The organism is Nonomuraea sp. NPDC050536, assembly GCF_044457685.1.
In the GTDB taxonomy this organism is placed as follows: domain Bacteria; phylum Actinomycetota; class Actinomycetes; order Streptosporangiales; family Streptosporangiaceae; genus Nonomuraea.
On sequence record NZ_JBITHD010000021.1, the window covers coordinates 1 to 24630 of the forward strand.

Sequence of the window (24630 nt, forward strand, 5' to 3'; positions counted from 1 at the left end):
AAGGTCAGGAACTTCGAGGGGCTCCTGGATACGCGCGAATGACACGCGACGGGGACCGGCGGGTACGGCGGAGGCGTTGCGCGAGGCTGCCAACAGATGTCCTTCCGAGGGCTCGCGGCGGACTGACTACACGCACGCCAAACAACCTCGCAACGTGAGCAAGCATCACGGGTCGTCAAAGGGCAGCGCAAAGAGGCAGTGTAGCCGAACGGCACACGCCTGTCCACTCCACTCTCGCTGCATGCTCCACGTTGGTCGCAGCATCGCCCGTTCGAGCTCAAACGTCAAGCCCGCAAGGCCGACTTTCCGCCGACTCGAGGCCCGGACGCTGGGTTTTCTCCCCTGCGTGATCGGACGCCTACCGTCAGGCCCAAGACGATACCCGCGAACGGGGACGGTTAACGCTCCGTCACACCGAGGGTCGAACCCGTGCCGACAACCGGTGCAGCTGTGACTGGGGTACCCCTGTCATGGCGTTCTCTAAACCCGATTTTTGATAACAATTGAACTTCGCGGCGCGCCCGAGCCCTCAGGCGGTCCCCAGCAGGGTGGACAGATCCTCCACCAGCCAGTGCGAGTCCTTCTTGATCATAACGAGCTTGGCCCGGTTCTGGCTCACCTGTTGCTGTGGCTCAGCCTTGCCGGGCGCCTGCTTGACCGTACCCATGTTCACGAACAGCAGAACCTCGACGCGCCCGGGTTCGGCGTGCATGACGGCGGCGCCCGCCACGGCGGCGGTCTGGACCGTCTTCTCGGCCCTGGCCTTGGTCACCAGCGTGCCGGACAGCTGCCGGTAGTGCTCGGCCAGCGCGCCGGTGGTGTGCTCGCCGGCCCTGGCCAGGTCCTGCTCGATCGTGCGGTAGTCGTAGGACAGCAGGTCGGGCGCGATCGTACGGGCGGCGGCCACGGCCTCGGCGCCCGCCGTCTCGCCCGCCCGCATGCCGCGCAGGTCGAACCACATGACGCCGACCCCGGCGGCGAGCGCGAGGGCGATCATGGTCAGGATGGCCACCACGACGGTCCTCACGAGATCTGCACCGCCTTCGACACCAGCCAGACGCCGCCGACCTTGGTCAGGTCCATCTGCCAACGGTAGAAGCGCTCCGGGGCGGGCGTGCTGGTGCCGGCGGCGCCCTCCCAGTGGATGTCCGCGTCTGCCACGACCAGGACGCGCGCGGATCCCCCGGACAGCGACACCAGGCCCGTGGCGCGCAGCACGCCCTGCTGCACCACCTTGTTGGCGACCGTGGTCTGCTTAAGCTGGCCCGCCAGCGAGGCGTACTCGGCCTTGGCTGCGCCCGTGGAGGTGGCCAGGATGCGTGCCACGTCGGCGTCGACCGTCCGGTAGTCGAGCGACAGCACGTCGATGGCGTGGGTACCGGCGGCGGCCAGCGCGGCCTGCCGGTCGTCGGCCCTGGCCTGCTCGTCACGCTCCTGGACGCCGACCCAGAAGCCGGCCGCTGCCAGCGCCGCGATCAGCACGGCGAGCACCGGGATCAGGATCCGAGCGGCCCCCGCAGCAATGCCTGCCACGTCTGCTCACCCCTTCCCCGGCCGGTCGCCGGATCATAACCCGCCAGCCACTGCTCCAGACCGGGAATGGTCGGAGGATCCAGGGCGGGTGGCAGGTTGCGCGAGCCGCGCACGTCCGTGGCGCTGTCCTTGGCCTCCTTGCAGAAGGTGTGCAGGTCGGCCGGCTTGGTCCGGACGTCCTGCGGGTAGCGGCGGCGGACCCGCTCGTATCCCCTCCTGCACGGGGGCGGCACGTTGAGGTTGAGGTCGAGCCCGAAGTGCAGCCCGTCGGACCGCACGACCGAGAACGCCCCCGCGACCCCGGCCGGGTAGCCGATCAGCAGCTGCCGCAGCGCGGGCACGCGCGCCGAGGCCGTCTGGCCGCCGACGATCAGGTTGGCAAGCAGCGGCCGCAGGTTCGGCGACACGCCGTCCACCAGCCGGGCGACCGAGCGCGCCGTACGGGGTGTCCTGTCGACGACCCGCACCAGGTCGGGGGCGTCCTGCCGGAGCGAGTCCGTGAGCGAGGCCAGATCCCTGGCGAACGACCTGAGAGACCCGCCCGAGGCGCGCTGCGTGTCGAGCACCTTCTCCCCGTCGCGCAGCACGGTCACGGTCTCGGGGAAGACGTCCTCGGCCTCGGACAGCAGCCGGTCGCCTGCGTCGATGAGGTGGCCGAGCTGCGGCCCCGAGCCGCCGAACGCCTTGTCCAGCTCTGTCACGACGGTCTCGACGTCGCGCGGGTCGACGGATGCCAGCAGCCGGTCGGCGTCGCCGAGGAGCCTGTCGGTGGTGATCGGCAGCCGCGTGCGCGCCTGCGCGATCACGTCCCCATCACGGAGGTACGGCCGGGCCGTACCGGAGGGCAGCAGGTCGAGGTACTGCTCGCCCACGCCGGAGCGGTTGGCCACGACGGCGAGCAGCCCCTGGGCGGGGACGGGCGGGTCGGGGCGCAGGCGCAGCACGGCGCGCACGCCGCCGTCCGCGAGCCCGAGCCGCTCGACCCGGCCGATCTCGACGCCGCGGTAGGTGACCTCGGCGTTCTCGAACAGGCCGCCGGCGTCGGCCAGGCGGACGGTCACGCGGTAGGCGGGCTCGAAGACGTCGGCGCCCACGCGGGCGTACCTGACGAGGGTGTAGGTGGTGGCCACGACGCTGATGAGCGCGAAGGCCAGCAGTCTCAGTTTCATCGGCGGCCTCCGGTGAGGTCGACCGTCACGTCGGCGTTGCCGTAGTCGCCCCTGAGCAGCGTGGAGACCGAGCCGGGGAACGGGAACGTGAGCGCGGTCGACAGCTCCTTGGCGATGCTGTTCCTTGCCTTGTCGAGATTGGTGAGCAACTCCCGCAGGCGGGCGAGGTCGGCCAGGGTGTCCTCGCCCGAGCGGGTGACGACGCGGGAGGCGGTGCGGCCGAGCCGGTCGAGGCTGCCCAGCATGCGCGTCAGGTCCTCGCGCTGCCGCCTGAGCTGTTTGACGGCGGGGCCGATCTCGGTGGCCACGGCGGCGATCGTGGCCCGCTGGCCGGAGAGCGTGGCGGTGAGCCTGTCGAGGTGTCCGATGAGCCGGACGATGTCGCCCTTGGAGCCGTCGAGCCCGGCGGCGAACGTGTCGAGCCTGCGCAGCAGGTCGCGGAGCCTGGCGCCGCGGCCGTTCATCACGTTGCCGAGCTCGGTGTTGATCGTGGCCAGCTGGTCCAGACCGCCGCCGTTGACCAGCAGCGACGCGGCCGCGAGCACCTGCTCGACCTCGGCGGTCTGGCTGGTGCGGGCCAGCGGGATGTGGCCGGCGAGCCTGCCCTGCCCGGCGGGTTCGAGGCTGACGAACTTCTCGCCGAGCAGGCTGGTCTGCGAGATCGCGGCGGTGGTCAGCGACGGGAGCGCGACGTCGCCGCGGACGGTGCACACCACCTCGGCTCGCCACGAGCCGGCGAGCTCGACCGCGGTGACCTTGCCGACGGTGACGTCGTTGACCTTGCACAGCGACTGCGGAACCAGGTCGAGCGCGTCGGCGAACTCGATCGTCACCGGGTAGGGCCGATCCCCCAGGTCGGCACCGCCCGGCAGCGGCAGCGAGGAGGCCCCTTCGAAGCCGCAGCCGGACAGGGCGAGCAGGAGCCCGAGCGCGAGCAGCCGTCTCATCTGGCGAGGCCTCCCAGCGTGAAGTCGGGCGTCTGGACCGAGGCGGGCACGGGCAGCAGGTTCTGGATGATCGAGTCGAACCAGCGCCCGTTGCCGATGGCGTCGGTGAACTGACGGGTGAAGGGCCCCAGCAGGCTCAGCGAGCGGTCCAGGCTGTCCTCGTTGCGGCGCAGGATCGCGGTGAACGAGCGCAGCTGCCGCAGCGCAGGCTTGAGCCTGGCCTTGTCGTCGCCGATCAGCCCGTCGATCTGCCGCGACAGCGCGACGGTGTTGACCAGCAGGCCGTGGATGACGGCCCGGCGGGCGGCGATCTCGCGCAGCACGAGGTCGCCGTCCCCGATGATGGCGCGCAGCTCCTCGTCTCGGCCGGCGATCAGCCCGGTGACCGTGCGGGCGTGCCGTACCAGCTCGTGCAGCCGGTCGTCGCGCGCGGCGATCGTCCTGGACAGGCGGCCGAGCCCGGCCAGCGAGGACCTGATCTCGGGGGCGGAGGTGTCGACGGTCTGCGCGAGCACCTTCATCGCCGCCGCCAGGCCCTTGGTGTCGATGCTCGCCGCCGCCTGCGACAGGTCCGCCACGGCCGGCACGATCTCGTACGGCACAGCCGTCCGCGACACCGGGATCTCCGTGTGCAGCGCCCCAGGGCCGTGGGGTTCGAGCATGACGTAGTGGGAGCCGAGCAGGGTGCGGAGCTTGATCTCCGCCCGGGTCAGCGTGCCGAGCCTGACGTCGTCGTGGACGCGCATGTCCACCCTGACGTGGTCGCCCTCCAGGTCCACCCGGGTGACCTCGCCGACCTTGACGCCGGCGACCATGACCTCCTCCTTCTCGCGCAGGCCCGCCGACTCGGCGAACGCGGCCGAGTAGGTGGTGCCGATCGGCAACTCGCCGACCGTGAGCGCGGCGAAGACCAGGGCGAGCGTGACCGCCAGGGCGGCTACGGCCAGCGGGACGGGCTCGCGCCGGCGGAACGGGGTCAGCGGCATCGCACGCTCCCGTTGACGATCTTCGGGGTGGTGACGGGGCCCGACCTGATCTCCAGCGAGCACAGGTAGAAGTTGAACCAGGAGCCGTAGGAGACCGCCCTGACCAGCTGGTTGAGCCGTCCTGGGACGTCCTTGAGCGTGCGGTCGATGAGCACGTGCCGGTCGTTGAGCGCGTTGAGGAAGCTCTCGGAGTGTTCCAGGTCGGCCTTGACGTCGGGCCTGGCCCGCTGGAGGAACGAGGCGGTGACGCCGGTGAGCTGGTCGAGCGTGGTGAGCGAGTCGCCGATGGCCTTCCTGTCGTCGGCCAGGCCGCCGACCAGGGCGCGCAGGTCGGAGATGAGCCTGCCGTACTCCCCCTCGCGCCCGGCGACCTCGCCGAGCACCGTGTCGAGGTTGCCGATGACGCGGCCGATCACCGCGTCACGGTCGGCGAGTGTGCCGGTGAGCGAGGCGATGTGGCCGAGCAGGCTGTCGACCGTGCCGCCCTCGCCCTGCAGGACCTGGACGATCTGCCAGCTGAGCCGGTTGACGTCAGCTGGGCGGATGGCGCGCAGCAGCGGTCTGAAGCCGTTGAACAGCGCGGTGACGTCGAGGGCGGGCAGGGTGCTGGTGATGCGCTCGCCGGGGGCCAGCAGGCCCGGTGTGCCGGCGCCGGTGGACAGGGCCAGGTAGCGGTCGCCGACGAGGTTACGCCAGCGGATGGCGGCCACGACGCCGCGCGGCAGGCGGGTGCGCTCGCGGACGGAGAAGGACACCTCGGCCATGTCTCCGGCCAGGCGCACGTCCTCGACGCGGCCGACGCGCACACCGGCGATCCGCACGTCGTCGCCGGAACGCAGGCCTGCGGCGTCGGTGAACAGGGCGCGGTACCCGCTCGTGGCAGCGAACTGGGCGCCGGAGATCGTGATCGCGAGCACGGCCACGCACAGGCTGGTGACCAGCGCGAACGCGGCCAGCTTGAGCGCCGGTCTGAGCGTCTTCATCGCAGCATCAGCCCCGCCAGTTCCTGGGTTCCGTCGTCGAAGTGGATCTGGGGGAACGGGATCGGCGGGTGGTCGGGCAGGCCGTAGCAGCGGGGGCCGCGGGTGTCGGCGTAGCGCGGGTCGTCCTGGCCCGGGTGGTAGGGCGGGACGGGCTTGACGATCTCCAGGACGGTCTTGAGCCTGCCGCCGCCGAAGGCGCTGTCGAGCATCGGGTGGAGGCGTTCCAGGCCCTGGAAGACGCAGGCGATGCTGGGCGAGTAGCGCGCGGTCACGGTCAGGGCGGGGCGGGCCACGTGCTGGAGCCCGATGAGCCCGAGCTCGTTGTCGGCGAGCAGGGTTCCCGTCCTGTCCGCCGTCGCCGTGACGCCCGCCACGGCGCGGTCGATCCTCGCGCGCCTGCCGGTGATCACCCGGCTGAGCGCCGCCGTGTTGTCCAGCGTGCGGAGCAGGTCGGGGGCGGCCTCGCCGTACAGGGCGGTGACGTCGGCGAGCTTGGCGAGGTCGCGCTTGATCGTCGGCAGGTACGGCTGGAGCCTGGCGAGGTAGCCGTCGGCGCGTTCCAGCGTGTCGCCGAGCCTGGCGCCGCGGCCGTCGAGCGCGGTGGCCAGGGCGTTGAGGGTGGAGTTGATCCGTTCGGGGTGGAGGCTGCGCAGCTCCGGCAGGAGGCGGTCGAGCACCTGGGTGGTCTCGACGGTCCGGGCGGAGGCGGTGATCGTGTCGCCGTCTCTGAGCGGGGTCGTGGGGTGCGCGGGCGGGATCAGGTCGACGTACTTCTCGCCGAACAGGGTCTTGGGCACCAGCCTGGCCGTCGAGGCGTGGTCGACGGGCTGGTCGAGGGCCAGGGTGATCTCGGCGCCCGTCGCGGTCGCTCTGAGCGCGGAGACCTCGCCGACGACGACGCCGTGCACCTTGACGTCGGCCCGGGGGCCGAGCTGCAGCCCCGCCCGCGGCACCGCCAGCGTGACGCTGGTGGCATCGGAGAAGACCCCTTGGTACGCGCCGACGGTGACCGCCACGAACGCCGCCATGATCAGCACCAGCGCCACGCCGTACCTCATCCGGCCAGCCTCACGGTCGTCGTGGTGCCCCAGATGGCCAGGCCAAGCAGCACGTTGGCGATGTTGACGGTCACCAGCACGGCCCGTACGGCACGGCCGACCGCGATCCCCACGCCGGCGGGACCGCCGGTGGCATGGAAGCCGTAGTAGCAGTGGATCAGGATGACCAGTACCGCGAAGACCATCACCTTGCCGAAGGACCACAGCACGTCGTAGGGCACCAGGAACAGGCCGAAGTAGTGGTCGTAGGTGCCGGTGGACTGGGCGTAGAAGACGGTCGTGATCAGCCGGGTGGCGATGTAGGAGGCCAGCAGGCCGAGCACGTACAGCGGCATCACCGCGACGAACCCGGCGATCAGCCGCGTGGTGACCAGGAACGGCACCGAGGGCACGGCCATCACCTCGAGCGCGTCGACCTCGTCGCTGATCCGCATGGCGCCGAGCTGGGCGGTGAAGCCGGAGCCCACGGTCGCCGACAGGCCGATCGCGGCCACGATCGGGGCGATCTCGCGGGTGTTGACGTAGCTCGACAGGAAGCCGGTGAAGGCGGAGGTGCCGATCTGGTCGAGCGCGGTGTAGCCCTGCAGGCCGACCTCGGTGCCGGTGAAGAACGTCATGAACGCGACGATCGCCATCGTCCCGCCGATCACGGCCAGCCCGCCGGTGCCGAGGCTCACCTCGCCCAGCAGCCTGAGCACCTCGGTGCGGTAGCCCAGAGCCCTGGGCACCGACCTGAGCGCTTTCGCGTAGAACTCGCCCTGCCTGTTCAGGCTCATCCGGCCACCAGTTGGTTGTAGACGGTGCTGATGACGAAGTTCTCGGCGAAGAGCAGCATCGCGGTGAACACCACGGTCTGGTTGACGGCCTCTCCGACGCCCTTGGGGCCTCCGCCCGCGCTGAGCCCCTTGTAGGAGGCGATCAGGCCCGCAGACAGGCCGAACGCGAACGCCTTGACCTCTGCCACCCACAGGTCGGGAAGCTGGGCCAGGGCGTTGAACGACTGCAGGTACGCGCCCGGCGAGCCGCCCTGGGCCACGACGTTGAACAGGTAGCTGGCCACCAGCCCCACGGTCGTGACCAGCCCGTTGAGGAACGGCGCCACGAAGGCGCAGGCCGCCACCCTGGGCACGACTAGGCGCTGCAGCGGATCGATGCCGAGCACCTCCAGCGCGTCGATCTCCTCGCGGATCTTGCGTGCGCCCAGGTCGGCGCAGATGGCGCTGCCCGCCGCACCGGCGATCATCAGGGCGGTGACGACGGGGCTGGCCTCGCGCACGATGCCGAGCACGGCCGTCGCGCCAGCGAAGGACTGGGCGCCGAACTGGCGGATCAGGTTGCCCGCCTGCAGTGCGAGCACCGCGCCGAACGGGATGGCCACCAGCGCGGTCGGCAGCGCGCTGACGCTGACGATGAACCAGGCCTGCTGGATGAACTCGCGCCAGTGGAAGGGCCGCCGGGGCGCCACCCTGAGGGTGTCGAGGGACATGGCGACGAAGCGTCCCGCCTCTTCGATCACCATTTGTCACTCTTTATGCGCGGAGAGTAGTGGCTTAAGGCCGCAAAAAAGGACTTCTTGGCATTTGTCATGATCTACCTGACGCCGTTGAGATGGGCGTTGAGCAGCCGGGGGTACTCCTCCAGCCAGTTACGCCCGCGATCGTCCACGAACGAGCCCGCCGGCGGGATCACGCCGTTGGCCGCCAGCCACTCTCCCGGCCGTCGCTGGCCGTCGCGCAGGCGGTTGCCCGTCGGCATGAGCTGTGGCGGGATCGGCGGCAGCACGCCCGGGTCGTGACCGAGCTGGGCCTCGGCCTCCAGCTCGGAGATGTCCTTCTCCTCCGACATGCCGATCGGGCCGTGCCTGCGCGCGTTGAGGAACTGCCGCACCACCGGCTCCTCGCTCGACAGCAGCATCTCGCGCGGCCCGAACATCACCAGCCCGCGCCTGAAGAGCAGCCCGATGTTGTCGGGCACCGTGCGCGCGGTGTTGATGTCGTGGGTGACGATGAGGAAGGTTGCGCCCGTCTCGGTGGTGATGTCGACGAAGAGCTGACTGAGGAAGGCGGTGCGGACCGGGTCGAGGCCGGAGTCGGGCTCGTCGACCAGGATGATCTCGGGGTCGAGCACCAGCGCTCTGGCCAGGCCCGCCCGCTTGCGCATGCCGCCGGAGATCTCGCCAGGCAGCTTGCCCTCCGCGCCCACCAGACCCACCAGCTCGATGTTCTCCATCACGATCTGGCGGATCTGCGACTCGGACTTCTTGGTGTGCTCGCGCAGCGGGAAGGCGATGTTGTCGTACAGGCTCAGCGAGCCGAACAACGCCCCGTCCTGGAACAGCACGCCGAACAGGCGGCGCAGCTCGTACAGCTTGTTCTCGCTGCAGTTGGCCAGATCATGGCCGTCGATCCAGATGTGGCCGTGTTCGGGACGCAGCAGGCCCACCAGGGTCTTCAGGAAGACCGACTTACCGGTGCCCGAGGGGCCGAGCAGCACCGAGATCTCGCCCGCGGGCAGCGTCAGCGAGACGTCCTCCCAGATGACCTGCCGACCGAACGATTTGGTCAACCCTTCGACCACGACCTCGACGCCCACTGGTCACCTTCCGTGGCTGACGGTAGCGTGACGGACACTTTACTTAGTGATGGGCATCACAGTAACGGGCTTCCCTGGAATTGGAACAAATTCCAATAACTTGTTACTGGCCGGTTATGGTGAGCGCCCGCAGCGCGGGGCGCAGGACGCGGGCGATGTCCTCAGGCTCGGCCTCGCGCAGCGCGTCCAGTTCGAGCAACTGGTGGCCCACGGTCACGCCCAGCATGATCGACGTCACCAGCGCGGCGCGCAGCCGGGCATCCTCGGCCTTGACCAGGCCCGCGATCCGGTCGATCTGGCCGTTGAGCGACTCGCGGGTCGAGACCGCCGCCTCCGGGTGGGTGAGCATGGAGCGCATCATCGCCAGCGCGCCCTGCGGCAGCTCGCCCATCTTCAGCCCGATCGTGGCCAGGACGTGTTCGACGATCTCGTCGGGTTCCGCGTGCTCGGGGAGCACGGGGGTGGCGTTGACGGCCTTGGAGAACAGCTCCTGTTTGCTGCCGAAGTACTGCATGACGAGCGCGGGGTCGATCTCGGCCGCGGCGGCCACGGCCCTGATCGTGGTCCGCTCGAATCCGCGCTCGGCGAACAGACGCCTGGCCTCGTCCAGGATCCGGGCCTCCGTCCTGCGCCTGCGCTCGGCCCGCGGGAGTCGCTCGTCCACGCTGCCGACTCTACAGCCGTTGACTGTTCGCCAGGCTTCGCTCTACGATCGTTGAGTCAACACCCGTTGAGTGAAGGGCTTTCGCATGTCCGAGATCCTGCAGAGGTTCTATGACGCGATGCGGCACAAGTCGGCCGACGAGCTGGCCGACCTCTACGCCGAGGACGGCGTCCACGAGTTCCCCTTCGGCCGCGTGCCCGCCTACGAGGGCCGCGAGGCCGTCCGCGCCGGCTACACGGCCTCCTGGGGCGCCTCGCCCGCCGAGGTGAAGGACGTGGAGCTGGTCGAGCTGCACCACACGACCGATCCGTCGGTGGTGGTCGCCCGCCACCGGACCGTCGTCACGGTGAACGGCAAGGAGTTCACGATCCCCGGGTTGCTCATCATCCAGACCCGCGACGGGCGGATCACCCGCACGCAGGACTTCATGGACGCCACCGCCATCGCCGCCATGCGTTCCGCCGCCTGAGCCGTACGGCTACCGCGGCGCGGTCACGTCGTAGAGGGTCACGCCGCCGACCGTGGCCGGGGTGTAGGTGCCGGCCACCCAGGCGGCGATCCTGGCGGCCTGGCCGCTGCCGGTCATGCCGGAGCCGATGAAGTAGTGGATCCGCCCGTCGGCCACGTAGCGCTGGAACTGCTCCAGCGTGGGCGCGGGGTCGGTGCCGTTGAAACCGCCCACGGCCATCACGGGCGCGCCGGTGGCCAGCTGGTATCCGGCAGGCGTGGAAGATGCCCTGCATGAGGCTGAAGACGACCGCGGTGACCAGCAGCCACCCGCCCCACAGCGCGAACGCGGCCCTGCGCGGATCGGTGCGCGGGGCCCGGCGGGTCAGCCAGAGCCCGGCCGCGAGCAGGATCAGCGTGGCAGGCAGCAGCCACGAGATCTGCCCGCCAGGAACGCGAACCCCAGGCACATCCCCGCCAGCACCAGCCACCGGGCCGAGGCCCGCTCCTGCGCCCTGACCAGGCAGTAGGCCGCCCCGGCCAGCAGCCCGGCCCAGGCGGGGAAGCGGCGACGGACGGTCGCGTACACGGTCCAGACGGTGGCCACGCCCATCAGCGCCTGCGGGACCAGGATGCTCCACGCGTTCAGCCCGAACAGCCGCACCGACAGCGCCATCGGCCACAGCGCGGCGGGCGTCTTGTCCACGGTGATCGCGTTCGCCGCGTCGGAGGAGCCGAAGAAGAACGCCTTCCAGCTCTGGCTGCCCGCCTGCACGGCGGCGGAGTAGAACGGGTTCGCCCACCCGGAGGCCGACAGCCCCCACAGGTACAGAATCGCGGCGCCCAGCAGCAGCACGCCCAACGCCCAACGAGATTTCACGACCCGCACGCTAGGCAGCCGGTCTTAGCCCGGGATGAGAACCAGCTGAAAACGAAAAAGGCGGCCACACCCGGCACCTGGGTGTGACCGCCTCTTCGAAAGCAGCAGCGTGAAAGTTACTTCACGGTGACGGTGGCGCCGGCGCCCTCGAGGGCAGCCTTGGCCTTCTCCGCCTGCTCCTTGTTGACCTTGCCGTCGAAGACCGCCTTCGGAGCGCCGTCGACCAGGTCCTTGGCCTCCTTGAGGCCCAGGGACGTCAGGGCGCGGATCTCCTTGATGACCTGGATCTTCTTGTCGCCGGCAGCCTCGAGGATGACGTCGAACTCGTCCTGCTCCTCAGCGGCCTCGGCGGCCGGAGCAGCGCCACCCGGGGCAGCGGCGGCAACCGCGACGGGGGCGGCGGCCTTGACGTCGAAGACTTCCTCGAACTGCTTCACGAACTCGGAAAGCTCGAGGAGGGTCATCTCCTTGAACGCGTCGAGCAGCTCGTCGGTGCTGAGCTTCGCCATTGTGGTTTCCTCCGTATGGATCTTGCAAAAATTAGGAACGGGACCGCGGAATGTGCGGCAACCCCCGTGCTACTCGCCCGCCTCTTCGCGCTTCGCGCGAAGGGCTTCGGCCAGCTGGGCCATGTTGGTGGGCAGCGCGGCGAACATCGCGGCAGCAGCGCTCTGCTTCGCCTTGATCGCACCAGCGAGCTTCGCGAGGAGAACCTCGCGGGACTCAAGGTCGGCGAGCTTGGTGATCGCGGCGGCGTCGAGGGTCTTGCCCTCCAGCACACCACCCTTGATCACCAGAAGGGGATTGGCCTTGGCGAAGTCACGCAGACCCTTGGCGGCCTCGACGACGTCGCCCTTGACGAAGGCGACGGCGGTCGGGCCGATCAGCAGCGAGTCAAGACCGGTCAGGCCGGCCTCGTTCGCGGCGATCTTGGTCAGGGTGTTCTTCGCCACGGCGAACTTCGCATTCCCACCGAGAGCAACGCGCAGCTGCTTGAGCTGGGCGACGGTGAGACCGCGGTACTCGGTCAGAACGGCGGCAGCGCTGCCTTCGAACTCGTTCTTGAGCTCGGCAACCGCTGTCGCCTTATCCGCCCTCGCCATGGGCCTCCTTCCAGATGTGCCACCGGCGAAGGCCCAGACATGAAAACGGCCCCGGGCGCAGGCGCACGGGGCTTCACACACGGCAGAGCCATGTGGAGAACTCGCATCACCTACGCGGGCCGCCCACATGAGGTGGGTCCTTCGGTCGCCAGGCCTTAGGGCACCTGACGACGACCGGCGGTCTTCGGCAAAGTCAAGAGTACGGCCTCCACTCGTGGAAACCAAATCGATGCTTCCACCAGACCAGGATGATCTCCCACGGCAGGCCGCCCGCCGTACTCGATCGATTCAGGATGATCCCGTACGGCAAGCCACCCGATCGGTGCTTTGCCCGACCAGGATGATCCCGTACGGCAAGCCGTCCCACCGGCCGCCCGCCGTACTCCGGCTGAGGGCCCGCGATCGGCGCTTGCGGCGAGTCGGTGACGCTCGCCCGCCGCAACGGCGCATGGGAACCACCTGGGTGGTTCCCATGCGAGCCCGTCAGCTCTGAGAGGGCGCCGGCGTGGCGGTCTCGGCAGGCGTGGGCGAGCCGCTGTCGGACGGGCTGGTGGAGTCCGACGGGGTGGACTGCTCGTTGGCGGGGCCGTGCTCGGGCAGGTCGCCCACCTGGTCAGCCGGCGGCGTCTGGATGTTCACCTGCTCGTTGAAGCCCTTGAAGAACAGGGTGGCGTCCAGCGTGCCGCCCTCCTTCGAGCCGTTCAGCGCCAGCTTGCGCGGCAGGCCGTCGGAGCCGACCCAGATGTCGAACTTGACGTCCTTGAGGTCGCCCACGTTCGACTTGGCCTGCTCCTGCTTGTCAGCCGGCAGCAGCTGCACGGCCGCGTCAGTGGGGAACGTGCCGCTGTAGTGCGTGGTGTCCTCACCGTTGACGCTCTCGGTGCCGACGGACTTGACGTCCTTGGAGGCGGTGACCATCTTCGTCACGCTCGCCAGGTCGAATTGCTGGATCTGGTCCAGGTACTGCTTGACCTGGCTCGGCTGGCCGACCTCGGTCAGCGGCACCTTGATCCACGGCTTGGTCGCGCCGAGCATCTGGTTGAGCGCCTCGACCTTGACGTAAACGGTGTCGCCCTGCAGCACGGCGTGCACGCCGCCCGGCACGGTCCTGCCCTCCATGGCGACCGTGTCGAGCGTGAGGTCGATGGCCAGCGGGTTGCGCTGGTAGACCATCTTGCCCTGGACCTTGCCCTGGCCCTCCTGAGGATGGGTGACGTTGGCGACCGCGTCGACGGTATAGCTGTTGACCTCCTGGGTCTTCTGCGCGGCCTGGGCGAGGACCTCGGAGGCGGCGAGGTTGACCTGGATGGGCTGCGCGTTCGATCCACAACCGGCCACCGCGATCATGGCAGCGGCGCCCGTTGCGACGGCGGCGAGAGTAATCCTGCGCTTCAGCATGCTTTCGACCCTACGTAGCGGATGTCGGCATCGGGCGCACTTCCCGTGCAGAATCAGGGTAAACGCCAGGGTTATCCCTGAGCAGATACCGGACACACCTCCCAATAAGGGATATCAGCCAGGTAACGACCCCATTCCTCGCGCGTCATCCTCCGCCCGACAAGAAGAGCCGCAGCGCTAACCGCCGACACCTCGCCCACGCCCACCCGAGGACCGCGCGACACCACGCGGCCTCATGCCGAACCCGAAAACCGGCACGCTGACGCCCGACGTCGCCAAGGCCCGACCGCGCCGGGGACGGCGAGCAGGCGTGCGGCGGCCGTCCGGCGCCTTGTACGGCGGGCCAGGAGGACCGTGGTGCCCGTCTCACGAAGCGCCGTGACGGCGGGCAAGCGGCACCGACTCGCCGGAACCGCCGGGCACGGGCCCGCGACCGAAGTGCGGCGAGCGGCCGGTGGCGGCGGCCCGCCGTACACCAAAGCCCCTGCCACACACCAAAAGAGCCCCCGCCGGAACAACAAAAGGCCCCCGCCGAGGACGGCGAGGGTCTTGTTGTGAAGAAAGTTACGCGTCGAGCTCGGCGGTGAGGCCGCGGGTCGCGTTCGGGTCGACCGGGACGCCGGGGCCCATGGTGGTGGAGAAGGTGACCTTCTTCACGTAGCGGCCCTTGGCGGCCGACGGCTTGAGACGCAGCACCTCGTCCAGCGCGGCGGCGTAGTTCTCGATGAGCTGGCGGTCATCGAACGACGTCTTGCCGATGATGAAGTGCAGGTTCGCCTGCCGGTCGGTGCGGAACTCGATCTTGCCGCCCTTGATCTCGGTGACGGCCTTGGCGACGTCGGGCGTCACCGAGCCGGTCTTCGGGTTCGGCATGAGGCCGCGCGGACCGAGAACCCGGCCCAGGCGACCGACCTTGCCCATGAGGTCGGGGGTGGCCACGACGGCGTCGAACTCGTTGAGGCGGTTGCCCTTGCTGATCTCGTCGATCAGCTCGTCGGCGCCGACGATGTCAGCGCCGGCCTCGCGGGCGGCCTCGGCACGGTCACCGGTCGCGAAGACCAGGACCCGGGCGGTCTTACCGGTGCCGTGCGGAAGGTTGACGGTGCCGCGCACGATCTGGTCGGCCTTGCGGGGGTCGACGCCCAGCCGGAGCGCGACCTCGACGGTCGCGTCGAACTTGGTGGTCGTCGTCTCCTTGGCCAGCTTGGTGGCCTCGGCAGGGCTGTACAGCTTCTCGCGGTCGACCTTGGCGGTCGCGTCCTTGTGCGCCTTGCTGCGCTTCATGTCTGTCTCCTTGTGGTACGGCGGGCCAGCGCTGGCCCTCCCACGGGTTTCGGAAAGGTCCTACTCGGCGACGGTGATGCCCATCGACCGGGCGGTGCCGGCGATGATCTTCTCGGCCGCCTCGATGTCGTTGGCGTTCAGGTCCGGCATCTTGGTCTCGGCGATGCTGCGGAGCTGCTCGCGGCTGAGCTTGCCGACCTTGTCCTTGTGCGGGACCGCACTGCCCTTGTCGAGGCCCAGAGCCTTCTTGATCAGCTCGGGCGCCGGGGGCGTCTTCGTGACGAAGACGAAGCTGCGGTCTTCGAAGATGGTGATCTCAACGGGGATGATGTTGCCCCGCTGGGCCTCCGTCGCAGCGTTGTACTGCTTGACGAAGTCCATGATGTTGACGCCGTGCGGGCCGAGGGCGGTACCGACGGGAGGGGCCGGGGTGGCCTGGCCAGCGGGAAGCTGAACCTTGACCAGCGCGGCAATCTTCTTCTTCGGAGGCATTTTTCCTACTCCGGGTCCGGATGAATGATTGCGTCCGACGGATGGGGCCGGACACGTCGGATGGCCGCCCTTCGCGACAGACGGCCACCGAACGACTCAGTGTATGTCAGATCTTGGAGACCTGGTTAAACGACAGCTCGACGGGCGTCTCGCGGCCGAAGATCGAAACCAGCACCTTGAGCTTCTGCGACTCGGGGCTGATCTCGCTGACCGAGGCGGGCAGGGTGGCGAACGGGCCGTCCATGACCGTGACGGACTCGCCGATCTCGAACTCGACGGTCGGTCCGGCCGAGGTCTTGGCCGCGGCCTTCTTGCTCTCCTCGGTGGGCTCGGGTGCCAGCAGCTTGGCGACCTCGTCCAGGCTCAGCGGCGAAGGCTTGTTGGACAGGCCCACGAAGCCGGTCACGCCGGGCGTGTTACGCACGGCGGCCCAGGACTCGTCGGTCAGCTCCATGCGCACCAGCACGTAGCCGGGCAGCACCCGCTCCTTGACCGGGACCTTCTTGCCGCTCTTGAACTCCTGGACGGTGTGCGTGGGCACCTCGACCTGGTAGATGTAGTCCTCCATGTTGAGCGAGACGTTCCTGCTCTCGATGTTGGACTTCACACGGTTCTCGTAGCCGGCGTAAGAGTGGATGACGTACCACTCGCCTTCGAGGCCGCGCAGCGACTGCTTGAACTCCTCCACCGGGTCGACGTCAGGCTGGAGGTCACCATCCTCGGCTTCCGCCTCGCCTTCCGCGGCGGCAGGAGCCTCGTCGGCGACGTCGCTCTCCACGACGTCTTCGACGGACTCTTCCGGCTCGGCGTCCCACTCCTCGCGGGGCTCGTCCGCCGGTACTGAAGACTCGGACACGGTGACTTTTCCTCTTTCGTCGAAATCGAGTGGCGACTCCGTCAGGTTACGCCCAGCGGGTCCTGGTCAGGATCCGCCGAAGACCTTGAGAACACCCCAGCCGAGCGCGCTGTCAAGCCCGTACACGATCGCGACCATGATCAGAACGAATACCAGAACGACCGTGGTGTAGGTGATGAGATCCTTGCGTGTCGGCCAGATGACCTTGCGCAGCTCGGTGACAACCTGCCGGTAGAAAAGGGCAGGGGATGTGCGCTTCTTCTGCTCGCCACTAGGCTTGCCTGCGGTCTCGCCGCGCGTGTCGATCGCCACAGTCCTCACCTGATCTGTCGTATCCAACGCAGTTGCGGCGCGCTTACACGCCAATTATTGCGCGGACCGCACTCGCAGGGCACGAGGGACTCGAACCCCCAACCGCCGGTTTTGGAGACCGGTGCGCTACCAATTGCGCCAGTGCCCTATGTCGCCAACCACGATACCCTGATCGGCTCACTGCCTGGACCGAACCGCGAGTCGACATGCGGCTGTACGATCAGGCGAAAGTGTACGGGGGAATGACCGGTTCGTCGAACCAGAACCCGATCGCCCAGGTCACGCGCGCATGCGAGCATAGATGCATGTCCAGCCGACCCCGTATTTCCACACGGATCTCCGCGATTTCCGAGTCCGCCACGCTCGCCGTGGACGCCAAGGCGAAGGCCATGAAGGCCGAGGGCCGCCCGGTCATCGGCTTCGGCGCGGGCGAGCCCGACTTCCCGACGCCCGACTACATCGTGGAGGCGGCCGTCGAGGCGGCCCGCGACCCGAAGAACCACAAGTACACGCCGGCGGGCGGCCTGCCCGAGCTGAAGCAGGCCATCGCCGCCAAGACGCTGCGCGACTCCGGCTACCGCGTCGACGCCTCGCAGGTGCTGGTCACCAACGGCGGCAAGCAGGCCGTCTACGAGGCGTTCGCCACACTGCTCGACCCGGGCGACGAGGTTCTGGTCGTCGCGCCGTACTGGACGACCTACCCGGAGGCGATCAAGCTGGCCGGCGGCGTCCAGGTCGACGTCGTCACCGACGAGACCACCGGCTACCTGGCCAGTGTCGAGCAGCTCGAGGCCGCGCGCACCGAGCGCACCAAGGTCCTGCTGTTCGTCTCGCCGTCCAACCCGACGGGCGCGGTCTACTCGCGCGCGGAGGTCGAGGCCATCGGCCGCTGGGCGGCCGAGCACGACCTGTGGGTGGTCACCGACGAGATCTACGAGCACCTGGTGTACGGCGGCACCGAGTTCACCAGCATCGCCACGGCCGTGCCCGAGCTGGGCGACAAGGTCGTCATCCTGAACGGCGTGGCCAAGACGTACGCGATGACGGGCTGGCGGGTGGGCTGGATGATCGGCCCCGCCGACGTGGTCAAGGCGGCCACGAACCTGCAGTCGCACGCCACGTCCAACGTGGCCAACGTGTCGCAGCGGGCCGCGCTGGCGGCCGTCTCGGGCGATCTGTCGGCGGTCGAGCGCATGCGCGAGGCCTTCGACCGGCGCCGGCAGACGATCGTGCGGATGCTCAACGACATCCCCGGCGTCGTGTGCCCCGAGCCGAAGGGCGCGTTCTACGTCTACCCGTCGGTCAAGGAGCTCATCGGCAAGGAGCTGCGCGGCAGGCGGCCCCAGTCGTCGAGCGAGCTGGCGCAGCTCATCCTCGAGGAGGCCGAGGTCGCGGTCGTCCCCGGCGAGGCCTTCGGCACCCCCGGCTACTTCCGCCTGTCCTACGCCCTCGGCGACGACGACCTGGTCGAGGGCATCAGCCGCCTGACCAAACTCCTCACCGAGGCCCGCTAACCGCTTCTCAAGCTTCTCCCGTACGGCGGGCCTAGAGTGAGCTCCGGTACGGCGGGCGGCCGGAAGCGGCGGCCCGCCGTACCAGCGTCATGACTTAAAGGTCTCAAGGGGGCTTGAGGGTGGTGGCGGTGGCGATGCGGGGGAGGTTGGCGGCGAGGCCGGGGGTGGCGGAGAGGTAGATCGCTGTGCCAGGGCGGGCGAGCCACATGTAGCCGACCGTGCCGCCCTTGCCGTGCCAGGTGAGCGCCGGGCGGCCGGCCTGCTGGCCGAGGGTCGACCTCCTGACCAGGGTGGCGAACTGCTCCGCCGTGCGCACGCCGCAGACGACGGCGGTCTGGAGGCGTTCGTCGCCCTGGCGCCAGGTCGTCCCGCGGATCTTCAGCTTCTTGGGCAGGGCCTGGACGTGGGTGAAGGCGCCCGCGCGGGTCAGTCCCGGAGGCATCGCGCCGAGGTGGATCCGGTCGCGGCCGCAGGACAGGGCCGGGCCCATCTGGGTGATCTTGGCGGGTGGCGCCGTCGTCCTGCCGGGTGGAGCGGCGGTGCCGCAGGCGGAGAGTGCGAGCACGAGAGCGATCGTGCCCGTACGCCGCATCTGTCTCAGTCCTTTACTCCGGGAAAGCTGCTTAGTCTCCTACAGGAGCCTTCACCGATGCGGCAATAGGCAGCAGCTCTTTGCTCAGCGAATCGCTCACCCGGATCCACGCGCCGGTGCCGACGCGTTCGAGCCAGACGATCATCCGGCCGCCGCCCGGGCTCGTACCGATCATGGCGGGTTTGCCGCGAATCGTGGTGTTCCTGGCGTCCACCACGGTGGCGCGCTTGCGGTAGGTGGCCCAGTCGGCGGCGACGGTGCCGTGTTCGACCTGGGCCTCGACGAAGCGGCTCGCGGAGCCGAACCTGGCCCAGCCGCCCTGGACGCCGGGCTCAGGTTCGATGGAGCCGCCGCCGGTCCTGTCCAGACCGGCGGGCAGGTAGGTCAGCCAGAAGCTGTCGGAGATGACCGCGAGGGTGGTGGTGGACGCGACCCGGACCGGGGCCGGCGGTGGCGTCACGACCCTGGTGGGTTCCGGCGAGGCCACGACGGCCTGCTGGACTCTGCCGAATCCGGAGGAGAAGAGTTCGTAGATGATGCCCGCGGTCACCCCGAGAGCAAGAAATGCCAGGATCGCGCGCCACCACTGGCCCATGCACGGTTGATCCCCGATTTCGGCCGGGACTATTCGGTGGGCTTGATTCCCTCGGCCACCTTCTTCAGCTCGGCGTCCGTATCGATCTTCTTGCCGAAGTCGGGACTGACCATCGCCTCGACCGCCAGGTCGTCGCGGAGCATCCAGCCGATCGTCCGGGTGCCGCCGTCGGACACGACCTCGCCGGCCTCACCCAGTGTGGCCAGGTAGCCGGGCTTGCCGTTGACGTCGACCATGGCGTCCTTGAGCTTGTCGACGTGCTCGCGGACCACCTTGGCCGCCTCGCCCTGGTAGACCACGATCTGCACGCCGTAGTGGTTCTCCGGGTTGTTCTCGGACGGGTCGAAGGAGGTGGTGTAGCTGTGCTTGCCGAAGCCGTCCTTGCCCGACCATTTGCCCCAGACCAGGCCGTCGGGCACGTAGTCCAGGTGGATCCCGCCGAAGGTGCGGCCGTCGCCGAGGTCGCCCAGATCCTGGGGGACCATGGGGTTTCCTTGATGCTTCACGGTGAGCATGACCTGGGTGCCCACCATGACTTCTATGCCCGCGGGCGGGTCCTGGCGTGACACCACTTCGTCCAACGGGGAGCCGTCCTTGGCCGCGGTGGGACTCACGGGAATCAGGCCCGCCTGCTGGAGCGCCGACGTGGCCTTGTCCAAGGTCATGCCGGTGACGTCCGGCATGTTCACCTTGGCCACCGCCGCACGGTCCGATCCCGTGGCGACGTGGTTACCCGGGTCCGAGTTCGTCAGCGCCAGCGGCACGGCCACGGCGACCGCGGCGGTGACGAGGGCGGCGCCGGCCGTACGAAACCTCAGGACATGTGTACGGTGCCGCCTGCGGATCGTGCCGCCCATCGTCGGGGCGGCCTGCACGTCGGCGACGTGGGCGCGCATGGCGTCCTTGAGTGCGTCTTCCACGTTCATCGCATGGCTCCTTCTTCCATGTGTTCGCGGATCCTGGCCAGTCCCCTGGCCGCCTGGCTCTTCACGGTGCCGATCGAGCAGCCGAGCAGGGCCGCGGTGGCGGCCTCCGTCTGGTCCTCCCAGTAGCGCAGGACGAGCACGGCCCGCATCCTGGGCGGGAGCCTGCGCAGCTCGGTGACGAGCGTGTCGCGCAGGTCCAGGTCGGGGCTGGTGGCCGGGGTGTCGGGCGGCCTGGCGGAGGTGATCTCCTTGAGCACGCGGCGGCGTCGCGACCTGTTGATCGCCGCGTTCACGACGACCTTGCGCGCGTACGCCTCGGGGTTGTCGTGCCTGATCCTGGCCCAGTGCCGGTAGACCTTCTCCAGCGCGTGCTGGACCAGGTCCTCGGCGTCGTGCCGGGTGGCGCCGCAGACCAGGATCGCGGTACGCAGCAGCGTGGTGCTCCTGGCGGCGAGGAACTCGTCGAACGCCGCCTCGTCTTCATCCGTCATCAGCGAGGGTCCCTTGTCTAAATGAACTCGCGCCCTCTAAACCCGCGAACCCCTCGAAGGGTTGAGTGGCAGGATATGGAGATGCTCCGCCCGCTCGACGCACTGCCCAAGGCCCACCTCCATCTGCACTTCACCGGATCGATGCGCCACACGACGCTCATCGAGCTGGCCAGGGAGCAGGGCCTGCACCTGCCGGACGCGCTGGAGGACGACTGGCCTCCCAAGCTGCGGGCGACCGACGAGCGGGGCTGGTTCCGCTTCCAGCGGCTCTACGACATCGCCAGGTCGGTGCTGTCCCGGCCCGAGCACATCTACCGGCTGCTGCGGGAAACCGCCGAGGACGAGGCCGCCGACGGCTCGCGGTGGCTGGAGATCCAGGTCGACCCGTCCGGTTACGCCTCCCGGTTCGGCGGGCTGACCGCCACGCTCGAGCTGGTGCTGGACGCGGCGGCCAAGGCGTCCGAGCATGCCGGGGTCGGCGTCGCGGTGGTCGTGGCGGCCAACAGGACCCGGCATCCCCTCGACGCCAACACGCTGGCCAGGCTCGCCGCCCAGTACGTGGACAGGGGCGTGGTCGGTTTCGGGCTGTCCAACGACGAGCGCCGTGGTGAGGCGCGCGACTTCGAGCGGGCCTTCCGCATCGCCAAGCGGGCCGGGCTGCTGTCGGTGCCCCATGGCGGGGAGCTGCTCGGTCCCCGCAGCGTCGAGCAGTGCGTCTACGACCTGGACGCCGACCGCGTGGGGCACGGCGTGCGCGCCGCCGAGTCCGATCGGCTGATGGAGCGGCTGGCCGACCGGCAGATCAGCTGCGAGGTGTGCCCGACCTCCAACGTGGGGCTCGGCGTGGCCGAGTCGCCCGCCGACGTGCCGCTGCGGCGGCTGTTCGAGGCGGGCGTGCCGATCGCGCTGGGCGCCGACGACCCGCTGCTGTTCGGTTCGCGGCTGCTGCGGCAGTACGAGCTGGCGCGCGAGGCGTACGGCTTCAGCGACGCGGAGATCGCCGAGCTGGGCAGGCAATCGATCCGCTCGTCGGCGGCGCCGGAAGCGGTTCGCAAGGAGCTGCTGAAGTCCGTGGACGACTGGCTAGCCGAGTGAATCGGCGATCTGGACGGCTCTGGTCCTGTCCGTGACGCCTTCGAGGCGGTAGCCGGTGTCGCCCTCGCTCCAGATGAGGGTGGGGCCCGCCAGGCGCAGCGGGATCTTGGTGTCGTCCGCACGCCTGAGGTAGCTGAGGCGGTGGCCGCCGGAGATCCACCAGCCCTGGACGCCGCGCACGGTCACCGGGTCGGGCCAGGGCGGGCCGACCTCCTTGAAGAAGTACGGGCTGAGGCCGCCGTCGATCCTGTCGAGGCGGATCCCGCCCGGCCAGAGCATCGACACGACCCCTTCGCTCCGGCGGGTCTCCTGGGGCGGGCCAAGGGCCTTCGGGAAGCTTCCCGCGTTCGGGACCGTGTGCTCGCCCGGAGGTGTGGTGGGGGTCGGCACCGGGCTGGGCGTGGTGGTGGTCAGGGTGACCTCGATGCCGGCCAGGCGCAGGATCCTGGCCACGGCCGCGCGTCCTTGCGGGGTGGCCGCGGTGATGGCGGCCACGACCAGGACGATCGCGGTCACGACCAGCCAGCGTCTCGGTCGCCGGCGCGGCCGTTGCGCTTCGGGTTCCGGTTCGGCCGGCTCGAGGCGGGCTCGGACGGCGGCAGCCGTGTCGGCGGGGTCCGGCGCCGGGACGTCGAGGGAGGCGCCGAGGGCCAGCAGCTCGGCTTCCAGGTCGTCGTTATGCGAGGTCACGCCCCACCTCCTCCCTCAGCCGGGCCAGGCCGCGGTGTGTCGCCGACTTGACGGTGCCGAGCGGCCAGTCGAGCACCTGGGCGGTCTCCGCTTCCGACAGCTGTAAGAAGTACCTGCACACCACGGCCTGGCGTTCCCGCTCGGGCAGAGTCTTGACGGCGGCCAGCAGACGGGCGCGGCGGTCGGTGGCGACAGCCGTACCCTCTGGATCTTCTGGCGAGACGCCGTCGGCGGTCATGGTCAGCTTGGCGGTGAGCTCCGAGCGGCGGCCACGGGAGCGGGTCAGGTTGTGCGTCTCGTTGGCCACGATGCGCAGCAACCAGGGGCGGAACGGCGATTGGCGACGGAAGGAGGCCAGGTGGCGGAAGGCCTTGACGAACGCCTCCTGGACCACGTCCTCCGCCTCGTCCCCCGCGCCGAGCATGGCAGCCGTGCGGTGCGCGAGCACGCTGTAGCGGGCGACCAACACCTCATAGGCAGATAAATCGCCGGATAGGGAACGGCCGATGGCCTCGTCGTCGTCCATGGACGTAGGAGATTCCATCGCATCGTGGTCGCCGGGGGAAGAGGTGCTCCCAGTCGGGCACTAGACTCGGTCAGATCCGCGAACCCCCTTTGGAGGAACGGGCCCATGTCTTCTGGGTATGACCGTGTAGTGCAACCGGCGGCCGGTGACGAGGCCCTGGAGAACCACCTGGGTGGGGACGAGGCCAAGAACTATCGGCAGTACGAGTTCGACATGGTCGCCCCGCATGTCGGCCGTTCCATGCTGGAGATCGGCTCCGGGCTCGGCCACTTCGCCGAGCAGTTCCTGCCGCGGCTCGACCGGCTCGTCGTCAGCGACTTCGACCCGTACTGCTGCGAGCAGCTGACCCAGCGCTTCACCGGCCGCGACGACATCAACGTGCTGCAGTTCGGGCTGCCGTGCGACATCCCGCTCGAGGACAAGGTCGACACGGTCGTGCTCATGAACGTCCTCGAGCACATCGAGGAGGACTCCGAGGCGCTGCGGTCGCTGGCCAGGGTCACGCTGCCCGGCGGTCGGATCATCATCTGGGTGCCCGGCTACATGCAGCTTTACGGGGACTTCGACAAGAAGGTCGGCCACGTCCAGCGCTACACGCCCAAGACGCTGGGCCGCACGGTCGCCAAGGCGGGCCTCGACATCGAGGTGCTCAAGCCGATCAACTTCCTCGGCGGCATCGCCTGGTGGGCCGCCGTCCGGCGCGGCGGCGTCGGCTACCCGGACCCGCGCCTGGTCAAGATCTACGACCGCACGGTGGTCCCGACCACCCGCTTCATCGAGCGCTTCATCCGCCCCCCCTTCGGCCAGACAGTCTTCTGCGTCGCCCGCGTCCCGGGCTGACCTCTTCCTTCCTGCTGTCTGCTTTCCTGCTGTCTGCAAGGAGCTCTTGTACGGCGGGCCGCCGCCACCGGCCGCCCGCCGTCGTGCGCTGACGACCCGCACCCGGCGCTTCCGGCGAGTCGATGCCCCTTCCTCGCCGCCACGGCGCTTCGTCATCCAGGCACCCCGGTCCCTGCACCCGCCACCCCCGGGATCCTTGGCACGCAGGCACCACGGGTCCCCCTGACCCGCCGCACATCGCCGCGCGGGTCCGGCGCGGGAAAGTGCGTGGGTCCGGCGCCCTGACGATCCCGGGGACTACCCACGATCCTGGCGCCACGATTCCGGGGTTCTCAGGCGCCGGGGCGGCGGGACGTGGGTCGGTGGAAGGCGGCGCCCTGTGCGGCGGGGAACCAAGGGCCGCGGGACGCGGATGACGCAACGGCGTGACGGCGACCAGCCACGCATCACCGGAGGAGCGTTTCCCTGGACAGAGGCCAGCCGGAGTGCGGCGGGTGGCGGCGGCGGCGGCTCGCCGTACAACAACAGGAAAACCCCCTAGTGCGGCGGGTGTCGGCGGCGGCGGCCTCGCCGTACCAAGGAAAGACCTTCGCCTTGCGGGGGAAGAGCCTCGCCGACCAAAAGAGAAAGAGCCGTTACTTGCCGGACGCCAGTGGC

30 protein-coding genes and 1 tRNA gene are annotated in these 24630 nt (G+C 69.4%); 4 read left to right on the forward strand and 27 right to left on the reverse strand.

Going from position 1 to position 24630, the window contains the following annotated elements:
- Positions 1-529: 529 nt before the first annotated feature.
- From ACIBHX_RS40930 to ACIBHX_RS40980, 11 genes are all read right to left on the reverse strand, one after another.
- Positions 530-1027: a hypothetical protein gene (locus tag ACIBHX_RS40930; protein WP_397072943.1), complete on the reverse strand. Its 498-nt coding sequence runs from the start codon at positions 1025-1027 to the stop codon at positions 530-532.
- Complete coding sequence (locus ACIBHX_RS40935; RefSeq protein ID WP_397072945.1) at positions 1024-1533, reverse strand: hypothetical protein; 510 nt, start codon at positions 1531-1533, stop codon at positions 1024-1026. Before ACIBHX_RS40935 ends, ACIBHX_RS40930 begins: the two co-directional genes overlap by 4 nt.
- Positions 1497-2702, reverse strand: coding sequence for an MCE family protein (locus ACIBHX_RS40940; RefSeq protein ID WP_397072946.1), 1206 nt, complete (start codon positions 2700-2702; stop codon positions 1497-1499). Before ACIBHX_RS40940 ends, ACIBHX_RS40935 begins: the two co-directional genes overlap by 37 nt.
- Complete coding sequence (locus ACIBHX_RS40945; protein WP_397072948.1) at positions 2699-3649, reverse strand: MCE family protein; 951 nt, start codon at positions 3647-3649, stop codon at positions 2699-2701. The genes ACIBHX_RS40940 and ACIBHX_RS40945 overlap by 4 nt, the downstream gene beginning before the upstream one ends.
- Positions 3646-4635 carry an MCE family protein gene (locus tag ACIBHX_RS40950; protein WP_397072950.1) on the reverse strand — a complete coding sequence of 330 codons (990 nt, stop codon included), beginning with the start codon at positions 4633-4635 and terminating at the stop codon, positions 3646-3648. Before ACIBHX_RS40950 ends, ACIBHX_RS40945 begins: the two co-directional genes overlap by 4 nt.
- Complete coding sequence (locus ACIBHX_RS40955; protein WP_397072952.1) at positions 4626-5618, reverse strand: MCE family protein; 993 nt, start codon at positions 5616-5618, stop codon at positions 4626-4628. Before ACIBHX_RS40955 ends, ACIBHX_RS40950 begins: the two co-directional genes overlap by 10 nt.
- Positions 5615-6676 carry an MCE family protein gene (locus ACIBHX_RS40960; protein ID WP_397072953.1) on the reverse strand — a complete coding sequence of 354 codons (1062 nt, stop codon included), beginning with the start codon at positions 6674-6676 and terminating at the stop codon, positions 5615-5617. The genes ACIBHX_RS40955 and ACIBHX_RS40960 overlap by 4 nt, the downstream gene beginning before the upstream one ends.
- A complete protein-coding gene (locus ACIBHX_RS40965; protein ID WP_397072955.1) occupies positions 6673-7452 on the reverse strand; it encodes an MlaE family ABC transporter permease in 780 nt (259 codons plus the stop codon). The genes ACIBHX_RS40960 and ACIBHX_RS40965 overlap by 4 nt, the downstream gene beginning before the upstream one ends.
- Positions 7449-8195: an MlaE family ABC transporter permease gene (locus tag ACIBHX_RS40970; RefSeq protein ID WP_397072957.1), complete on the reverse strand. Its 747-nt coding sequence runs from the start codon at positions 8193-8195 to the stop codon at positions 7449-7451. The genes ACIBHX_RS40965 and ACIBHX_RS40970 overlap by 4 nt, the downstream gene beginning before the upstream one ends.
- Positions 8196-8266: 71 nt before the next feature.
- Positions 8267-9268, reverse strand: a complete 1002-nt coding sequence (locus ACIBHX_RS40975; RefSeq protein ID WP_397072958.1) for an ABC transporter ATP-binding protein — start codon at positions 9266-9268, stop codon at positions 8267-8269.
- Between the two features lie 103 nt (positions 9269-9371).
- A complete protein-coding gene (locus tag ACIBHX_RS40980; RefSeq protein WP_397072959.1) occupies positions 9372-9932 on the reverse strand; it encodes a TetR family transcriptional regulator in 561 nt (186 codons plus the stop codon).
- A gap of 85 nt (positions 9933-10017) precedes the next feature.
- Between ACIBHX_RS40980 and ACIBHX_RS40985 the strand changes: the two genes are divergently transcribed.
- A complete protein-coding gene (locus ACIBHX_RS40985) occupies positions 10018-10401 on the forward strand; it encodes a nuclear transport factor 2 family protein (protein WP_397072961.1) in 384 nt (127 codons plus the stop codon).
- 9 nt (positions 10402-10410) lie between these two features.
- Here the strand turns inward: ACIBHX_RS40985 and ACIBHX_RS40990 are convergent, their stop codons facing one another.
- The 10 genes from ACIBHX_RS40990 to ACIBHX_RS41035 form a co-directional block, all read right to left on the reverse strand.
- Positions 10411-10623, reverse strand: a complete 213-nt coding sequence (locus tag ACIBHX_RS40990) for a hypothetical protein (protein WP_397072962.1) — start codon at positions 10621-10623, stop codon at positions 10411-10413.
- Between the two features lie 168 nt (positions 10624-10791).
- Positions 10792-11259 (reverse strand): ArnT family glycosyltransferase, encoded by a 468-nt coding sequence (locus ACIBHX_RS40995; protein WP_397072963.1) that lies wholly within the window; start codon positions 11257-11259, stop codon positions 10792-10794.
- Positions 11260-11375: 116 nt separating this feature from the next.
- Positions 11376-11768 (reverse strand): 50S ribosomal protein L7/L12, encoded by a 393-nt coding sequence (gene rplL / locus ACIBHX_RS41000; RefSeq protein ID WP_397072965.1) that lies wholly within the window; start codon positions 11766-11768, stop codon positions 11376-11378.
- Between the two features lie 69 nt (positions 11769-11837).
- A complete protein-coding gene (gene rplJ, locus ACIBHX_RS41005) occupies positions 11838-12362 on the reverse strand; it encodes a 50S ribosomal protein L10 (RefSeq protein ID WP_397072966.1) in 525 nt (174 codons plus the stop codon).
- 483 nt (positions 12363-12845) lie between these two features.
- On the reverse strand, positions 12846-13760 hold the full coding sequence (locus ACIBHX_RS41010; protein ID WP_397072967.1) for an LppX_LprAFG lipoprotein: 915 nt from the start codon (positions 13758-13760) through the stop codon (positions 12846-12848).
- 564 nt (positions 13761-14324) lie between these two features.
- Positions 14325-15044 carry a 50S ribosomal protein L1 gene (rplA, locus tag ACIBHX_RS41015; RefSeq protein WP_397072968.1) on the reverse strand — a complete coding sequence of 240 codons (720 nt, stop codon included), beginning with the start codon at positions 15042-15044 and terminating at the stop codon, positions 14325-14327.
- Positions 15045-15104: 60 nt separating this feature from the next.
- On the reverse strand, positions 15105-15536 hold the full coding sequence (rplK, locus tag ACIBHX_RS41020) for a 50S ribosomal protein L11 (RefSeq protein WP_397072970.1): 432 nt from the start codon (positions 15534-15536) through the stop codon (positions 15105-15107).
- A 106-nt stretch (positions 15537-15642) separates the two neighbouring features.
- A complete protein-coding gene (nusG, locus tag ACIBHX_RS41025) occupies positions 15643-16392 on the reverse strand; it encodes a transcription termination/antitermination protein NusG (protein ID WP_397072971.1) in 750 nt (249 codons plus the stop codon).
- Positions 16393-16458: 66 nt separating this feature from the next.
- Complete coding sequence (gene secE, locus ACIBHX_RS41030; protein ID WP_397072973.1) at positions 16459-16704, reverse strand: preprotein translocase subunit SecE; 246 nt, start codon at positions 16702-16704, stop codon at positions 16459-16461.
- A 75-nt stretch (positions 16705-16779) separates the two neighbouring features.
- Positions 16780-16852 (reverse strand) — tRNA-Trp (locus ACIBHX_RS41035).
- Between the two features lie 157 nt (positions 16853-17009).
- On the opposite strand from ACIBHX_RS41035, the gene ACIBHX_RS41040 reads away from it, so the two are divergent.
- Entirely contained in the window at positions 17010-18218 is a 1209-nt protein-coding gene (locus tag ACIBHX_RS41040; RefSeq protein ID WP_397072975.1) for a pyridoxal phosphate-dependent aminotransferase, read from the forward strand.
- 103 nt (positions 18219-18321) lie between these two features.
- Here ACIBHX_RS41040 and ACIBHX_RS41045 read toward each other — a convergent pair whose 3' ends face one another.
- Genes ACIBHX_RS41045 through ACIBHX_RS41060 form a run of 4 tightly spaced genes read right to left on the reverse strand, consistent with a single transcriptional unit; the run spans position 18322 to position 20822 of the window.
- Positions 18322-18783 carry a hypothetical protein gene (locus tag ACIBHX_RS41045; RefSeq protein ID WP_397072976.1) on the reverse strand — a complete coding sequence of 154 codons (462 nt, stop codon included), beginning with the start codon at positions 18781-18783 and terminating at the stop codon, positions 18322-18324.
- Positions 18784-18841: 58 nt separating this feature from the next.
- Positions 18842-19405: a hypothetical protein gene (locus ACIBHX_RS41050; RefSeq protein ID WP_397072978.1), complete on the reverse strand. Its 564-nt coding sequence runs from the start codon at positions 19403-19405 to the stop codon at positions 18842-18844.
- Between the two features lie 29 nt (positions 19406-19434).
- A complete protein-coding gene (locus ACIBHX_RS41055) occupies positions 19435-20331 on the reverse strand; it encodes a PASTA domain-containing protein (protein ID WP_397072979.1) in 897 nt (298 codons plus the stop codon).
- Positions 20328-20822: a SigE family RNA polymerase sigma factor gene (locus ACIBHX_RS41060; RefSeq protein ID WP_397072981.1), complete on the reverse strand. Its 495-nt coding sequence runs from the start codon at positions 20820-20822 to the stop codon at positions 20328-20330. Before ACIBHX_RS41060 ends, ACIBHX_RS41055 begins: the two co-directional genes overlap by 4 nt.
- 81 nt (positions 20823-20903) lie before the next feature.
- Here ACIBHX_RS41060 and ACIBHX_RS41065 point away from each other — a divergent pair, with 81 nt between their 5' ends.
- Positions 20904-21917, forward strand: a complete 1014-nt coding sequence (locus ACIBHX_RS41065; protein ID WP_397072982.1) for an adenosine deaminase — start codon at positions 20904-20906, stop codon at positions 21915-21917.
- Here the strand turns inward: ACIBHX_RS41065 and ACIBHX_RS41070 are convergent.
- Entirely contained in the window at positions 21906-22607 is a 702-nt protein-coding gene (locus ACIBHX_RS41070) for a hypothetical protein (RefSeq protein ID WP_397072984.1), read from the reverse strand. The genes ACIBHX_RS41065 and ACIBHX_RS41070 overlap by 12 nt on opposite strands.
- Positions 22594-23133, reverse strand: coding sequence for an RNA polymerase sigma factor (locus ACIBHX_RS41075; RefSeq protein ID WP_397072985.1), 540 nt, complete (start codon positions 23131-23133; stop codon positions 22594-22596). Before ACIBHX_RS41075 ends, ACIBHX_RS41070 begins: the two co-directional genes overlap by 14 nt.
- Before the next feature lie 105 nt (positions 23134-23238).
- On the opposite strand from ACIBHX_RS41075, the gene ACIBHX_RS41080 reads away from it, so the two are divergent.
- The gene (locus ACIBHX_RS41080; RefSeq protein WP_397072986.1) at positions 23239-23973 is read left to right on the forward strand and encodes a class I SAM-dependent methyltransferase; all 735 of its coding nucleotides are present in this window, start codon (positions 23239-23241) and stop codon (positions 23971-23973) included.
- The last annotated feature ends 657 nt before the right edge of the window (positions 23974-24630 follow it).

Bases quoted from the DNA above. Each gene is read 5' to 3' on its own strand.
- ACIBHX_RS40940 (WP_397072946.1), bottom strand. From the start codon at position 2,702: ATGAAACTGAGACTGCTGGCCTTCGCGCTCATCAGCGTCGTGGCCACC.
- ACIBHX_RS40945 (WP_397072948.1), bottom strand. From the start codon at position 3,649: ATGAGACGGCTGCTCGCGCTCGGGCTCCTGCTCGCCCTGTCCGGCTGC.
- ACIBHX_RS40950 (WP_397072950.1), bottom strand. From the start codon at position 4,635: ATGCCGCTGACCCCGTTCCGCCGGCGCGAGCCCGTCCCGCTGGCCGTA.
- ACIBHX_RS40955 (WP_397072952.1), bottom strand. From the start codon at position 5,618: ATGAAGACGCTCAGACCGGCGCTCAAGCTGGCCGCGTTCGCGCTGGTC.
- ACIBHX_RS40960 (WP_397072953.1), bottom strand. From the start codon at position 6,676: ATGAGGTACGGCGTGGCGCTGGTGCTGATCATGGCGGCGTTCGTGGCG.
- ACIBHX_RS40965 (WP_397072955.1), bottom strand. From the start codon at position 7,452: ATGAGCCTGAACAGGCAGGGCGAGTTCTACGCGAAAGCGCTCAGGTCG.
- ACIBHX_RS40970 (WP_397072957.1), bottom strand. From the start codon at position 8,195: ATGGTGATCGAAGAGGCGGGACGCTTCGTCGCCATGTCCCTCGACACC.
- ACIBHX_RS40985 (WP_397072961.1), top strand. From the start codon at position 10,018: ATGTCCGAGATCCTGCAGAGGTTCTATGACGCGATGCGGCACAAGTCG.
- rplL (WP_397072965.1), bottom strand. From the start codon at position 11,768: ATGGCGAAGCTCAGCACCGACGAGCTGCTCGACGCGTTCAAGGAGATG.
- rplJ (WP_397072966.1), bottom strand. From the start codon at position 12,362: ATGGCGAGGGCGGATAAGGCGACAGCGGTTGCCGAGCTCAAGAACGAG.
- ACIBHX_RS41010 (WP_397072967.1), bottom strand. From the start codon at position 13,760: ATGCTGAAGCGCAGGATTACTCTCGCCGCCGTCGCAACGGGCGCCGCT.
- rplA (WP_397072968.1), bottom strand. From the start codon at position 15,044: ATGAAGCGCAGCAAGGCGCACAAGGACGCGACCGCCAAGGTCGACCGC.
- rplK (WP_397072970.1), bottom strand. From the start codon at position 15,536: ATGCCTCCGAAGAAGAAGATTGCCGCGCTGGTCAAGGTTCAGCTTCCC.
- ACIBHX_RS41040 (WP_397072975.1), top strand. From the start codon at position 17,010: ATGTCCAGCCGACCCCGTATTTCCACACGGATCTCCGCGATTTCCGAG.
- ACIBHX_RS41050 (WP_397072978.1), bottom strand. From the start codon at position 19,405: ATGGGCCAGTGGTGGCGCGCGATCCTGGCATTTCTTGCTCTCGGGGTG.
- ACIBHX_RS41055 (WP_397072979.1), bottom strand. From the start codon at position 20,331: ATGAACGTGGAAGACGCACTCAAGGACGCCATGCGCGCCCACGTCGCC.
- ACIBHX_RS41060 (WP_397072981.1), bottom strand. From the start codon at position 20,822: ATGACGGATGAAGACGAGGCGGCGTTCGACGAGTTCCTCGCCGCCAGG.
- ACIBHX_RS41065 (WP_397072982.1), top strand. From the start codon at position 20,904: ATGCTCCGCCCGCTCGACGCACTGCCCAAGGCCCACCTCCATCTGCAC.
- ACIBHX_RS41075 (WP_397072985.1), bottom strand. From the start codon at position 23,133: ATGGACGACGACGAGGCCATCGGCCGTTCCCTATCCGGCGATTTATCT.
- ACIBHX_RS41080 (WP_397072986.1), top strand. From the start codon at position 23,239: ATGTCTTCTGGGTATGACCGTGTAGTGCAACCGGCGGCCGGTGACGAG.